This window comes from Aquimarina gracilis (genome assembly GCF_035285365.1).
In the GTDB taxonomy this organism is placed as follows: Bacteria; Bacteroidota; Bacteroidia; order Flavobacteriales; family Flavobacteriaceae; genus Aquimarina; species Aquimarina gracilis.
The window spans coordinates 163252-177316 of sequence record NZ_JAYKLX010000002.1; the positions used below are offsets into that span (position 1 = coordinate 163252).

Below are 14065 nucleotides of genomic sequence, written 5' to 3' on the forward strand. Positions count from 1 at the left end.
AAAAACCGACCCTAAAACAGATCGGTTTTTTTATAATCTTATACTATTATTAACTTATATAAAGCCAGCCTAACAATTCTACATAGTAGCAAGGCTATTTTCCTCTTGCTCTACATTTTCAAACTTCTCTATTACAACAGAGTATCCTTTATTATTTTCTAATAAATACTGACCAGCAGGCAACAAGCTTAAATCAACAACATTTGTAGTTTTTGATAATACATGAATCGTATCTACAACTTCAAATAATTTTATTTTATCCCCTTCTTCAAAATCAAGTACAGTAATCAAATCTTCTTCTCTTTGAATAGATAAAAGGTTTCTATGTGCATTTGCATAAAGCTGAGCCACTTCCTCATTTACATTAACAACCTCACCCAACGAACTTTTATCAGCATCTGCAACCACAAAGTCTTCATTTGTTACCATTATTGCCCCGTCTATTTTAAGCTCTTCTTCCAAACGATCTATAACAACAGACTTTCCCTGATTATTCTCTAAAAGATAAGATCCAACTGGCAATTGACTTAAATCAATCCTAGCATAAGATTTAGATAAGATATGATCTCCAGTTTCTACTTCGAATAGCTTTAATTTATCTCCTTCTTCAAAGTTTACCACTTCAATAGTTAAACCTTCCTGCTCTACAGTTAAAGGATTATCTGTTTTGGCGATGGTAATAATAGATAAAAACAAACTGAATATTAAGGTAATCGTTCTCATAATTTTAGGGCTTTATGGTTAACCTGTTACGGTTTTACCATACAAGTATATTATTTAATAACTACCCTACCAACTAATAATCAGACTTTTAGCTCAAATACACTAATTTTTCGTTCAAATACCAAATTTATGTTAAAAAATAACTTAAAATGCTGACAGTAAGCCTTTTAAACATAAAAAATATGTTAAAAAGAAGATGAAATGCATTTTTTACCCGATTAATAACACAAAATTGGATATGAAACCACTTTTAACACAAGGTATAAGTAAGGAAAAAAGAAATTAAGGTTAAATACTTATTCACCAAATTGCTTACTAACAATTAAATAGAATAACTTAAAATCAGAAAAGCATTAATTACCCTAAAACCTTTATAAGGTATTACGACTATTACACTAGCAATGTTTTAAGTATTTTTTTTTAGCTTCAACATTTTGTAATATTCTTTAGCAAAAGTATTAATATGACTCACCATATTTTCTTTATCGTATACCATATAAACTTTTTTTAAAATATGTATTTGTGATTGATGACAAAATCCGGCCTTATTTTTAATCGGCCAATATTTTTTTATATCTAAAGCAACATTCGGTCTTGGTAGCCCGCTAGCTTGTGTTATATATTTTGTCATTTTATACATTTTGGTCTCGGCGACAAGAATCTTTTCTAATTTTTGTGGTAAGGTTATTTGAAACAAATACTTCAATCCAAATGTTATTTCATCATTGTTTTCTTTAAATATTCCCTCAACAATCTGAGCAGAAATTAAATGCTCGGGGTGCCCTGTAGCTCCCATTTGGGAGTCGTATGTAATTATTGCATCCGGTTTATAAGCTTTGATTTTTTCCTGAATTACAGTTTTGATATGAGTCTTATTATCATTCCAAAACACAATCTTGTTTTCAATAATATCTTCCCATTCATTATTAATAAAACCAGCATTTTCATACTTTTCAAAACCTAGTGTCTCTGCAGCACATTTTAGTTCACTTTGGCGAGGTTCTTCATGATTGCAAAGTGTTAATAAATGTGCTGTTGCACCTTTCTCTCTAAAATATAAAATCAATCCCGATGCTGCTATTTCATCATCGGCATGAGGTACTACCACAAGTACTCTAGATACGCTTTGTACTTCATTCTTTAAATCAGGAATTGTATGATCCTGACAAGAGGCCAATTCTTGATAATTGATTTTATCGTTAACACAAGATGACAGAACTAAACAAAACAAGACAATTATTAACTGTCGCATGAAATGGATTAATTTAAAAATGACAATATTTCAACTTATTAGAATAATTGAACTACGCTATCGACTTTTTATACATTGTGAAAAATAGAAATGGCAAAAAACCTACCGCAAAAATAAAAGCTCCGGCCAGCAACAGAACACTAGTGCCCTGCCAATGCAAAAGCTTAAATAGCCCTGCCAAGCCAGTCACAACCGCAGCCAAACACCCTAATATAATTTTTAATCTTTCGGAAAGCGCCCTTGCTATTACCACTTTATACCTATCAAAAGTCAACATAGGCACAAAAACTAGCAATAGCGTAAGAAACCCTACCATAAAAAACACATTAGCCCCTGGATAAAGTAGTAATTTAAAAGTTACTCCAATCGTTAAGGCAAATGATCCTGCAAAACCTACTAAATACATTAATTTTTTCATCATGATTATTCGCTTTGTGTTTAATAAAAAAAACGTTTTACACTCTATATCAATTAGTCCATTGGGCGCCAATTCCTGAACGGCAGCATCGAATGATTGATTAAATGGTTTACCTTTTCTCAAATCGCTATCAACTACACAACATAAATGATCCAATAAGTCATCTTTCAAACTTTCAATTGTAACACCCTGCGAATCGATAAAATCACGAATTATATCTTCTTGCTCTTCAGTTAATTTCATATTATACCAAGTTCAGGAAAAATCACTTTATTCAACGTTTCGATAAAACTCTTAAGTTCCTCAGCATAAAACACCTTCTTTTCTTTTCCTTTTGCCGTTAGGAAATAATACTTGCGCACTCTTTTCCCTATATATATTTCTTCACAAGACAATAAACCATCTTTTCTCATTTTTTGTAGCGCAGGATACAGAGATCCATCTTTCAATAAAATTTTGCCATCGGATCGCTCTTTAACTTGTTGGAAAATTTCATACCCATACATTCTATCATTTTCCGATAAAAGTGTGAGAACAATAACAGACAACGTTCCTTTAAGCAGTTCTTTAGAATACATAGAGCAAATATACATAAAAAAACAATACATCATAATTCTATGTATTAAATATTAATTTTACCTCTATACGCTAATTGTATTAAATATGAAATAAAGTCAGATTAACTGTACCCCCCCCTATTAACACAAAACTAAAAAAAAAAAAAAAAGATCTTGATATACCACTTAAGGATAAGTCGTATAACTAGCAAAAAGAATTAATTCGGTTAATTTTAGATTTTAAGTAATAAATTAGGATCGGGGCAGTTTTGAAGATACGATTTTAAGTCGTTTTTACTAGACACACCTGGATAATCTCCCGTATTTCCTTGCATATCTTTAATAATTTGAAAATGTAGATGCGGCGCATAATCTCCGTTAACCGATGCGTTTCCTAACTTTGCTATTACTTGTCCTTTCTTTACTTCTTGTCTAATTTGTAAGCTAGCTATGGATTCTAAGCTTAAATGACCATAAAGGGTATAAAATATGTACCCTTCAAAGGCATGTTGTAAAATAATCGTTGGACCATAATCTCCATAATTATCATTATTCTTGAAACTATGGATTTCTCCATCTAATGCAGCCAGTATTTCTGTTCCTGCATCACACCAGACATCTATCCCCAAATGTATATTACGCTCTGTAACTGCATCTTGTTTATTGAAGTGCGAACTTCTTCGATAGATCCCTCTTACCTCATTATAACCTCCGTAGGCCACCTTTTTTTCGTTTTCCCTTAGATAATTGGAAATATAAACCTCAAATGCTTCTGAAGAGGCTACATCTATTTGATCAAGTGCTCTATTATCTTCTGACAAGTCAATAGCCAGATAATCTTCTTTCAAAAATGTTGAAGATATTACGGGTGTAAAATCTGAGGTTAACTCTTGTAGAATTTTGGCAAACTGATTAGTATCCATTAGGCAATTTGAGAAATAGCATTAGTTTTTTTTGATTTCCAATTTTTAGGCAACTGCTTCAATAATGATTTTCTAAAAGCATGATAGTCTACCGTAATTGTATGTCTTGGTGTATCTATCTGTTTGTAATGGGGGTGAGAAACCTCTCTTTCGCACAAGGTTTTTATATTTTCAGGCATTTTCCAATTTCCCGTTAAATAATCAGCCAGAATCTTACTTTGTAATTCTGATCCGGGCCATATGCAACCAAGTGGCTGAAACATTCCCACAAAAAAGACATCATGATATTCTGGATGAAACATCTTCAAGTACAATGGTACCGCTCCTTCACTATAATCAATAAACTCTTTATCAAAAAAAGAATGTTTCAAAATATAACCAGTACAAGCGATAATTACATCGACATCCTCTTTGGTTCCATCTTTGAAATGCACAATATTCCCTTCTAATTTTTCAATATCGACTTTTGGGTATACCTTTCCATGACGTATCTTGTACAGTAATTCATCATTTATAGTAGGATGCGTTTGTCCGAATCTTGTCTTAACTTCTTGCAAACCATATAACTTATTTTTACCAAGCATTATATTTAGTAACCGATCATTGAACCAACTTCTTATTTTTATGGGCAGCCAAGCAGAACGAGCGCCAACGATATCCGATGGTAATCCAAAAAAGAATTTAGGTATAATACGGTACCCTCTTCTCCAGCTTATAGAGGTTCTCTTGCTTACACGACTGGTTTCGACAGCCACATCACATGCAGAATTTCCTCCCCCAATTACCAAAACTTTTTTATTGGCAAAAGGAGCCGCTTTTTTATAATTATGTGAATGAATAAACTCTCCATTAAAGTTTCCAGGATATTCAGGCATTCTAGGTACAGAATGATGCCCGTTGCATACTACCAAATCAGTAAAAAACTTGGTTTGTTCCTTTTCATTTTGAATAATGGTAATCTGCCACTCATTTTTGGCCATCCTTTTACAATGCTTTATTGTTGTATTAAACTCAATGTACGGATATAACGAAAAATGCTTCGCATAGGCCTGAAAATACCTTCTAAGCTCATCATGAGAAGGGTAATCGGCAACAGATTTATCAAAATCGTCAAATGTGAAATCCTCATACTGCGATAAAGTTTTGGAACTTATAATATGTGTTGTCTCAAAAACACTTGAATGACTTTCATCTTCAGAGTAAATCCAATTTCCTCCTACTTCGCTATTACGATCATAGCAAATCACATCGAGGTTTTTATCTTTCAAATTTTTCAGAGCCGTAATCCCGCTAGGACCTGCACCTATAACACATACTCTTCTTTGCATAAGAACTTATTATAATTAATTCGTTATGTAAAATAGAGAATGTAAGGGAGTTTTAAAAATATTTTTTACACTGTAATGCTTAAAAACTTTTGTCTATTCTTCTTTTTAATATCGGAATCTGAATAAAAAACAAAGCGGTAAGAAACAATATACCGTATACGGTTGTTTTATGGAACTTAAACCCAGCTAGTGGGTTATTGATTTTAATGGTATCAAGTTTCAAGAAAGAAAGATCCAATGTATTTAAAATAGACGTATTTGAGTCTGACAGAAATGCAATCCCTAAAACTAATACCAACAAAAGAACAGCAATAATAATCCAAGTCTTTTTGGAAATCAAAGGAGTATATACAATTTGTTTCTTCTGAGTTATTGCTCCTATCTGGCTCATCACATTTTTAGAAAAGACTGACGAAGGTTGATTTAAACCCGCTTCCTTTACCAACTGTTCTATATCTTTAAATCGCTCTTCCATTTTTATTACTTATTTCTGGTGAAATGTGATGTTGTAATATTGAATATAACTTTTTTCTGCTACGATACAATTTTATTTTCACATTATCTGCGGTTAAACCTACTATTTCAACAATTTCCTTTACACTTTTCTCTTCAAAATAGTACAATGTAATAATTACAGCTTCATCCTGTGGCAGTTGCATTATACTATCTGAAATGATTTCTTTTCGTTCCTTGGCTTGTAAATAATTTAAAGCATCGGTTACCAATTCTATTTCGCCTTCATTAATCTCTTCTATAAGTTCTGAAGTTATCATTCTCTTATTTGCTTTAATAGCATCTAAACTTTTTCGATAGGCTATCGTATACAACCATGTAGAAAATTTAGAATCTCCTCTATATTTACTTAAAGACTTGTATGCCTTTATAAAACTATCCTGAGACACTTCTTCAGCTAATTCTTTATTCTTTATCATCCTATATACCACCGTATATACCAAAGATTGATAACGTTCTACCAGAACTGAAAAAGCATTTACCTGCCCTTCAAGAACTTGATTTATATAATATTGGTCGGTTTGATGGTTCATGTACACATAAGACGACAGCTTCTAATTTATGGTTACAGAATTTTTTAAAAAAAGTACAAAAAAAAAATTCCATTTTTTTGTAACCGACAGAAAAAAGAAAACGTCTTAATAGAAAAACGAACAGTTAACCTTTTTAAAAATCAAAATTATGAGTTTAATAGAAGCATTAATACCATTATCAGTATTTGGGAGTGTCTTTGGAATTTTTTATTTATTTATTGCAGCCAGAAATAAGGAAAGAATGGCGTTAATTGAAAAAGGAGCAGATGCATCCATCTTTTATAGTAGTAAAGAAAAGAGAGTAACTCCATTTTGGAAAGTTTTCATCTTAAACCTTTCTTTATTGTTAATGGGAATTGGAATTGGAATCTTTATTGCCGGCATCCTTCATCTTTCTATAGGAGTTGATGAAGATATTGCTTATCCCGGCACCATCTTTTTAATGGCTGGAGTTGGTTTATTTACTGGTTTCAATATGACTAAAAACTTGGATAAGTAAATTATCAACCCACCAAAAACAACAAGCAGGCACCAAATGCCTGCTTGTTGTTTACTTTCTACACATCTTTTGCAAACGCTCTGATCCTTACTAGTTTTGCACCTTTATCACTTTTATAGGATAACCAAATTCCCTTTTAAAATAATTCTAATTAAGTTTTATCATCTTTTTGACTACTTTATTTAATCGATAGGTTTTGGATTTAGGGCATAAAAAAAACCTATCTGCTTGGATAGGTTTAAAAATATATAGAGTATTATTTTTTTACATATCTGCCACCAAGTTATCTTCAACTTCCACATTTTCATATTTCTCTACTACAACTGATTCTCCTTTATTGTTTTCAAGAACATAAACACCAGCAGGCAGTTGACTCATATCAACGAAATTTGTAGTTTTTGATAAGATATGTACTGTATTTTTTACTTCAAACAATTTAATTTTATCTCCTTCTTCAAAGTAAAGTACCGTAATGATATCTCCTTCTCTTTCGATAGCTAGAAGATCAGTTTCTGCGTTCTCATAGTAATTCGCATATTCTTCTTCAACATCAATATCGGCATCCATATAAGCTCTTTGACTATCTCTTTCCAACAAAAATTCATTATGAATAGCATCAATAGCTCCGTCCACCTTGAGGTCTTCTTCTAGTCTATTAATAACTACCGATTTACCTTGGTTATTCTCCAACAAATATGCCCCAACCGGTAATTGACTAAGATCAATTTGTGCTCGTGTTTTTGATAGAATATGATCGCCAGTTTCTACCTCGAACAACTTCAGTTTATCTCCTTCTTGGAAATCAACAACTTCAACAATAAGACCATCCTTCTCTACAGTAAGAGTATCATCGTTGGCATACATGCTAAGAGATAAAAATAAACTAAGAATGTAAATCACTGCTTTCATCTTCTTGTTCTTTGTTGTAAAGATTTGTTATTCCTTTATTACGGTTTTACCTCACAATAATATTATTTAAAAACAGTTATACAAACTAATTATCAGACTTTTAGATTAAGTGTTTTTGATTTTCGATAAAAAACACAAAATATGTTAAAATTTAATTAAAAATAATTTAAACAACTGATTTACAGTGTTTTGTTTTTTAATAGATCGTAAAAAAGCAGATAAAAAACACAGTTAATCAGACAAAAGAACTTTCTTAATATACATTCTTACGTTTTTTTCATAAAAATATCTAAATATATGAAGTACTAAAAAAGCCCTGTCATTCAAACAACAGAGCTTTTTTATAATTAACACTACATTATTACTATGAAAAAACTATTTATTTATTTTTAAGTACAATCTCACTATATTTTGCATTAATCGTAATCATTTTATCAGTACTTCGTGTATTTTGAAATCCATTAATAAAAACATTTCCAAAATTCTTTCTTGTATTTATTTGTAAGGTCCTTGGTAAAGAGATCAAGCTCTGCGCACCACTATATGAAAGGTTAAAAGCCGTATTAGGTAATTTTAAATTGAAATCACTATTTTGTACAACCAGGTCTAGTGTAGAAAAAGATTCTCCTAAATTTTCTATAGTGATCACACCAAAACTCCCAGAAATAGCGCCATTCTCTTCAAGCTGTTGAATATAAATATTACTTGAATCTGCATTAACCAAAAGGTTTTTGGCTGTCTGAATTCTACAGTTTTTTACATAATTAACCACCAATTTACCATTATTCCATTCACGAACAAAAACAGGAGAATATGACGCTTTTATAAACGTTTGGTCTCCCTCTATGACATTAGCCGAAAGTCTTGTGTGTGATAAAGAAGCTTTAACATTCTTAGCCTCTTTGGCCAATTGCACGTCTCCATGACGAATATTAAGTCGTAACTTGGCCTCTTCAGGTATACGTACCTTTATGATCTTGCTAGTATTATTTGTATTAACTTTATTAGCACGATATTGATAAACCGTTACATTTGCTACGCCGTTTTGCTGATTCTCTATATCTGTAATTAATTGAGATGCCCATGCATTCATTTGTTTTCCATATTGTTGCCCCCAAGCCTCCATTTGAAGTTGCATTTGACCAGAAATATTCTTTGAGTTATCATCTTTAAGTTGTGATGCCCATTTTTGTTTTTCGTTTTCTAGATCTTCGCTAAATTTTTCTCTTATTTGGTTTTCCCATTGCTGGATGTACTTTTCCTCTCCATCACTTTTGCTTTTTGTATTACCATAATTGACATGATTTTCAGAAAGTGCATTTGGCATTGGATTTTTGGCTATGTTTTCTATAAAAGGGCCAAGCATATCTGCAATCATAGGGCTTAACATTCTAAGCTCCTGAAGATTTTTTTTATCTATTTTAATATTTGAAGCCGTTACATTTCCACTCCATAAGTTACCAGCTGCAGAATTGATCGTTATCTCCCTTTCATTACCCAATACATCTACTTGCCAACTATCAAGGATACGCCTACTGTTTTCATCATTAAGGCCTCCTTCAAGATACGCTTCTACTTCTATGGTATTTCTACCCCAAGTTTCGAAAACGATGTTGGTATGGCTGGTATTAAGATTAACAGTAACATTATTATTTACTGCAATTTTCTCGCTTAATTTATTTTGCTTATCCTGGGCAAATAAGCTTGCACAGCATACAAAACCCAAAGCAAAAAGGTTATTATTAAGCTTGTATTTCATTGTAATCTTCATTTTCAATTCTCTCTAATTCTTTTAGTTTATCCTTTAATCTGCTTAAAAGAGACAGTCTAATTTTTAAATTCTCCATCATCGCTTCGACACTTTGTACATTTGGTCCAACTTCTATAAGCTCTTTATTAAGTCGTTGGTATTCCTTATCAAGATTATCCAATCGTACTTTAAAGCTTTCCACTAATTCTCTGTTGGTATCATCAACGGTAATATTAGATAGTTGAAATTTTATACTGGTGAGTATACTGTTTTCTACTTCTTGATACTCTGGAAACGCCTCAGCTAGTGTAGATGTTTGTTTATTTATGACTACAGTAGCATTTTTTGAGGTAGTATCATCTACATCTACAATCCCATTTTGTCCAGAACCATCATTTCCAAGTCTATTAAAAGTAAACATCGATACCGAAAGAATAACTACAACACTTGCAGCTATTTTAAGCCACTTGTAATTAAAGCTTCTTGTTTCTTTTGGAAGTTCTTTTTCCAACCTTAACATAAACCTTTGCTGATGCCCTTCTCGCATTTTCTCGGTAGGAATCTGTTTATCTTGCTTTAAAAGCTCTCTAATATCCTGTGCCATCTTTTAAATGTTTTAATTGTTCTTGGAGCTGTTTTTTACCTCTATGAACCAATGTCCGTGAAGCAACCGATGTGATATCCAATATTTCACTTATTTCATTATGATCATACCCTTCGATTAAAAAAAGCATAACCGCATATTTATATTTTTCAGGTAATTTTTCGATAGCTTTCTTTACCTCATCTACCGTAACAGAATCTGATACTGACCAATCGTTTTGTTCTTCGACAGTAGTCATCACCTGTTCATTAATAGCTACCATATTCATCTTTTTGGCTTTTAGCATATCTATGCTCTTATTAATAACAATTCTTTTGAGCCAAGCACCAAAAGTTACATCACCAGTAAATTGATGAAGTCTTGTGAAAGCTTTGATGAAAGATTCTTGCATAGCTTCTTCTGCCTCAAAGGGATCTTTGAGGAACCTAAGTGCCACATAATACATACCATCACAGTACTTATTATAAAGCTTCATCTGGGCTCTGCGATCATTGGCCCTACATTGCTCGATTAGCTCGCTTTGTAACAAACTTTTTTACTTTTGGTTAGTGATTAATTTCTTAAAACGTTTCTTGAACCTTATTCATCTATAGAGACGAAGTTCTGTATTCCTTGTTGCAAAATTATACATAAAAATCCTCTAAAACCAACAAACGACTGAATATCAAATGTTTAATACAAAATTAACGTTTATACAAGTAAGCTAATTGATTAAAATCGTACTACTTAACAACTTTTATTAACAATACCATTTTATAAATTATGCATACCACAAAAAGCCATTACGATTATCGTAATAATGATGAAGTAGATGATGTTCTCAACCTTGTTGAAAAAAACATAGATTGCACCAATAAATTGATCAATCATATCGACAATTTAATAGAAAGTAAGTACTTTCCAGAGCCTACTTTTAGGGTTCTAACTTCAATTAGAAACACTTGTGCTGTTAATGTTATGAATATTACCCGAATCAGAAAGTAATTTTTAATATTCTTAATTTTTATTAAGCTATATTTAAGCAACCAAAAATTGATATCATGCCAAAGTTGCTTAAAAGAGTTGTATTAATATTATCAGGATTAGTAATCATTGGATTTGCAGGAATGTATTTTATAAAGCAAAACACCAAAAAACATAGTCCTGAAGAAACTATTACCCATACAACCAAAGAAGCAACGATAACTGTATATTACAATAGGCCTTTTAAAAATGATAGAGAGATATTTGGAAACCTGGTTCCATATGGTAAAGTTTGGCGCACGGGAGCCAATGAGGCTACAACATTTTCAACGGATAAAGATCTTTTAATAGACGGAACCTTACTGAAGGCCGGATTATACACACTTTGGACCATTCCTAATCCCAAATCTTGGAAGATTATCTTTAACAATAAACAATACAATTGGGGCGTAAACATGGATGGAACTCCAAAACGTAATCCTGAATTTGACGAGCTAACCATTGAGGTTCCAGCTATACCGCTATTAAATATTAAAGAGCAATTTTCTATTTATTTTGAAGATGCGCATGAATTTACGATAATGTATCTCGCTTGGGACAGAACTGCAGTTGCAATTCCTATAAAAGTATAAATTGAGTTTTTTTTCGTTAATAGTTTCCAAAAAGGAATTTATACCTTTGTCATAAAGCAATTCGGTGTCAAAAGATAATAAGAAAAATAGTGATCAGACCTCAAAAGTTCCTACTAGCACAAGTGATGAAGCCATTATCCGTTTTAAAAAGTTACAACAAAAGAACGTTTCCGTAGACACTCTTTTTAATGCCATTATTTCTAAAGACACAACTGCACTAAGCAAGGGAATTACATTAATAGAAAGCACGCAACAGAATCATTTCTTAAAGGCGCAACAACTCATTGAAAAATGTCTGCCATATGCCAATAAATCCATACGTATAGGAATTACAGGAGTGCCTGGTGTTGGAAAAAGTACATTCATTGAGGCTCTAGGAAATCTTTTAATTAGAAAAGGAAAAAAAGTTGCTGTTCTCGCTGTAGATCCTAGTAGTACAGTATCACATGGAAGTATCTTGGGAGACAAAACCAGAATGGAATCTTTGGTACGATCTAAAGAGGCATTCATACGACCTTCTCCTTCTGGTAATTCATTAGGAGGTGTAGCTCAAAAAACTCGTGAATCTATTATCTTATGTGAAGCAGCGGGGTATGATATTATTATTATTGAAACCGTAGGAGTTGGACAAAGTGAGACCGCAGTACACAGTATGGTAGATTTCTTTTTATTACTCAAACTTGCAGGAGCAGGTGACGAACTGCAAGGTATAAAACGAGGTATTATAGAAATGGCCGATGCTATCGTGATTAACAAAGCCGATGGAGATAATCAAAAAAGAGCGCGAGAAGCAAAAAATCAATTTAGGAAAGCATTGCATTTGTATCCTTTGGCAGAAAATAATTGGTCTCCAGAAGTTTTAACCTGTAGTGCTCTTGAGAATAAGGGAATCGAGGACATCTGGAAACTCATTCAAAAATATGTTGATATCACATCAAAAAATGGATTTTTTGATGAAAACAGAAGAAAGCAAAATAAATTTTGGTTGTTGCAAACTATCGAAGAACAGTTAAAATCCTCCTTTTATAATAACCCTAATGTAAAAAACCAACTCAAAACCAAGATAGAAGCTGTTCAAAAACATGAAATAACGCCTTTTGCAGCTGCAAGATATTTATTAGAGTTAAGCAAAAAATCTTAACCCAAATAGCTAATTTATTCGCTCTTTTTTGTCTTTTATGTTAAATCGGTATGCATACCCCAAACTAACTTCAGAAAAATCTGCCTGCCCCAGGTTTGCATTAATATTTGCTCCAATAAACAAATTGTTTCTAGGTGACCTATACGTATTAAACAAATAATACTTTATTCCCAATCGGCTTGATACGGTTCGCTTTACCTCATAATACCAGTCCAGCTCCCCCAGTTTGGCATATTCACCGTTATAAAAATACCCTTGACTAAGTTGCCAATCGATTTTGTAAAAAGGTTTATAAATGTTTATCCCCAGATCAAACTCTACACCTACATGCCCTATTAAAAGTTCTGTACTTCCAAAAAAACCAAAATTCGTAGCATAACGATATGGATTCTCGCGATATTCTGGAACTTGTTCGCTTACAAGCTGTCCATTTTCTTTGATATGATCATAATAATGTTCATAAAACCTGTAATATGCTCCAGCACCAAATTTAAAAGTTTTGTTTATAACTTTACCTCCTGAAAAAGCTAATGAATAGACTTCTTTTTGATCATTAAATATTCTCGAAAGCACATTTTGGCCAATACCACTTCTAAAAGAGAAGTAATTCTCTGAAGATCTGTTTTTTTCCTTTTTTTGAAAATTTTTATCATTTCTTGCCCTTTCAGATTCCTTTCCTATAATTGTTGAAACATTAACCAAAAAGGAGTTAAGTCCTTGATTTGGCAATCTTGTATGACCATTAGAAAAGTGTGCATAGCCAAAACCTAAACGCCAATCTGTTTGTTTTCTTTTGAATATATCATAATACAAAAAGGATCTAAAAGACCAGTTAATTTCTGTAGTAACTGCCAAGTTAAATGGATTTGTTTCTGCATCATATTGCCTATTAATGTATGAAGTTCCCATACCTATAGACACATTCCACCTCTTGGTATGTTTTCGAAACAAACCTATCTCAATAAAAGGCATTAGGGTATATGCTATCCCTATTTTATCAATGTTTCCAAAATCTGTTACTCCAAAAGAAATACCTGTTTTTGGATGGCCCAATTCGCTTGCCCATTCTTGATCTGTAAATGAGTTATAGTTACCAAAGCTTACAAAAAAAGACTTTTGTAAATCGGTTTCAGGAAAACCAGTATTGGCTTCCATTGTTTTACCTATTGAAATTTCTGGTACAACAAAAAATGAATTTTTGTTTTTGTTTTCAGCATCTTGAGCAGACAGTGTTATTCCAATAAAAAATATGAGCAAATAGTACTCTTTATATAGCATGCATTCGTTTTTATTTCCCCTTAATTATTTCCCTTTAATCAA

The 14065-nt window shown here is 32.3% G+C and carries 17 protein-coding genes; 4 read left to right on the forward strand and 13 right to left on the reverse strand.

Going from position 1 to position 14065, the window contains the following annotated elements:
• Nucleotides 1-78 precede the first annotated feature (78 nt).
• The 8 genes from U6A24_RS03625 to U6A24_RS03660 all read right to left on the reverse strand — a co-directional run bounded on the left by U6A24_RS03625 (nucleotide 79) and on the right by U6A24_RS03660 (nucleotide 6247).
• A complete protein-coding gene (locus tag U6A24_RS03625; protein WP_324178576.1) occupies nucleotides 79-723 on the reverse strand; it encodes a hypothetical protein in 645 nt (214 codons plus the stop codon).
• A gap of 406 nt (nucleotides 724-1129) precedes the next feature.
• Complete coding sequence (locus U6A24_RS03630) at nucleotides 1130-1975, reverse strand: PIG-L deacetylase family protein (RefSeq protein WP_324178577.1); 846 nt, start codon at nucleotides 1973-1975, stop codon at nucleotides 1130-1132.
• 52 nt (nucleotides 1976-2027) lie between these two features.
• Nucleotides 2028-2636, reverse strand: coding sequence for a hypothetical protein (locus U6A24_RS03635; protein WP_324178578.1), 609 nt, complete (start codon nucleotides 2634-2636; stop codon nucleotides 2028-2030).
• A complete protein-coding gene (locus tag U6A24_RS03640; protein ID WP_324178579.1) occupies nucleotides 2633-2971 on the reverse strand; it encodes a PadR family transcriptional regulator in 339 nt (112 codons plus the stop codon). Before U6A24_RS03640 ends, U6A24_RS03635 begins: the two co-directional genes overlap by 4 nt.
• A 212-nt stretch (nucleotides 2972-3183) precedes the next feature.
• Nucleotides 3184-3873: a peptidoglycan DD-metalloendopeptidase family protein gene (locus U6A24_RS03645; protein WP_324178580.1), complete on the reverse strand. Its 690-nt coding sequence runs from the start codon at nucleotides 3871-3873 to the stop codon at nucleotides 3184-3186.
• Complete coding sequence (locus U6A24_RS03650) at nucleotides 3873-5201, reverse strand: flavin-containing monooxygenase (RefSeq protein WP_324178581.1); 1329 nt, start codon at nucleotides 5199-5201, stop codon at nucleotides 3873-3875. Before U6A24_RS03650 ends, U6A24_RS03645 begins: the two co-directional genes overlap by 1 nt.
• Before the next feature lie 79 nt (nucleotides 5202-5280).
• Entirely contained in the window at nucleotides 5281-5676 is a 396-nt protein-coding gene (locus U6A24_RS03655; protein WP_324178582.1) for a hypothetical protein, read from the reverse strand.
• Nucleotides 5660-6247 carry an RNA polymerase sigma factor gene (locus U6A24_RS03660; RefSeq protein ID WP_324178583.1) on the reverse strand — a complete coding sequence of 196 codons (588 nt, stop codon included), beginning with the start codon at nucleotides 6245-6247 and terminating at the stop codon, nucleotides 5660-5662. The genes U6A24_RS03655 and U6A24_RS03660 overlap by 17 nt, the downstream gene beginning before the upstream one ends.
• Nucleotides 6248-6395: 148 nt before the next feature.
• Here U6A24_RS03660 and U6A24_RS03665 point away from each other — a divergent pair, with 148 nt between their 5' ends.
• Nucleotides 6396-6746: a DUF6249 domain-containing protein gene (locus U6A24_RS03665; protein ID WP_324178584.1), complete on the forward strand. Its 351-nt coding sequence runs from the start codon at nucleotides 6396-6398 to the stop codon at nucleotides 6744-6746.
• A 264-nt stretch (nucleotides 6747-7010) separates the two neighbouring features.
• Here the strand turns inward: U6A24_RS03665 and U6A24_RS03670 are convergent, their stop codons facing one another.
• From U6A24_RS03670 to U6A24_RS03685, 4 genes are all read right to left on the reverse strand, one after another.
• On the reverse strand, nucleotides 7011-7655 hold the full coding sequence (locus U6A24_RS03670; RefSeq protein WP_324178585.1) for a hypothetical protein: 645 nt from the start codon (nucleotides 7653-7655) through the stop codon (nucleotides 7011-7013).
• A gap of 379 nt (nucleotides 7656-8034) precedes the next feature.
• Complete coding sequence (locus U6A24_RS03675; RefSeq protein ID WP_324178586.1) at nucleotides 8035-9414, reverse strand: hypothetical protein; 1380 nt, start codon at nucleotides 9412-9414, stop codon at nucleotides 8035-8037.
• A complete protein-coding gene (locus U6A24_RS03680) occupies nucleotides 9398-10009 on the reverse strand; it encodes a hypothetical protein (RefSeq protein WP_324178587.1) in 612 nt (203 codons plus the stop codon). Before U6A24_RS03680 ends, U6A24_RS03675 begins: the two co-directional genes overlap by 17 nt.
• A complete protein-coding gene (locus tag U6A24_RS03685) occupies nucleotides 9993-10538 on the reverse strand; it encodes an RNA polymerase sigma factor (protein ID WP_324178588.1) in 546 nt (181 codons plus the stop codon). The genes U6A24_RS03680 and U6A24_RS03685 overlap by 17 nt, the downstream gene beginning before the upstream one ends.
• Before the next feature lie 233 nt (nucleotides 10539-10771).
• Here U6A24_RS03685 and U6A24_RS03690 point away from each other — a divergent pair, with 233 nt between their 5' ends.
• The 3 genes from U6A24_RS03690 (at nucleotide 10772) to meaB (ending at nucleotide 12745) form a co-directional block, all read left to right on the forward strand.
• Nucleotides 10772-10993 (forward strand): hypothetical protein, encoded by a 222-nt coding sequence (locus U6A24_RS03690; protein ID WP_324178589.1) that lies wholly within the window; start codon nucleotides 10772-10774, stop codon nucleotides 10991-10993.
• Between the two features lie 56 nt (nucleotides 10994-11049).
• Nucleotides 11050-11604 carry a DUF2911 domain-containing protein gene (locus U6A24_RS03695; RefSeq protein ID WP_324178590.1) on the forward strand — a complete coding sequence of 185 codons (555 nt, stop codon included), beginning with the start codon at nucleotides 11050-11052 and terminating at the stop codon, nucleotides 11602-11604.
• 64 nt (nucleotides 11605-11668) lie between these two features.
• Nucleotides 11669-12745, forward strand: a complete 1077-nt coding sequence (gene meaB / locus U6A24_RS03700; RefSeq protein WP_324178591.1) for a methylmalonyl Co-A mutase-associated GTPase MeaB — start codon at nucleotides 11669-11671, stop codon at nucleotides 12743-12745.
• A 9-nt stretch (nucleotides 12746-12754) separates the two neighbouring features.
• On the opposite strand, the gene U6A24_RS03705 is transcribed toward meaB, so the two are convergent.
• The gene (locus U6A24_RS03705) at nucleotides 12755-14023 is read right to left on the reverse strand and encodes an acyloxyacyl hydrolase (RefSeq protein ID WP_324178592.1); all 1269 of its coding nucleotides are present in this window, start codon (nucleotides 14021-14023) and stop codon (nucleotides 12755-12757) included.
• Nucleotides 14024-14065: the final 42 nt, after the last annotated feature.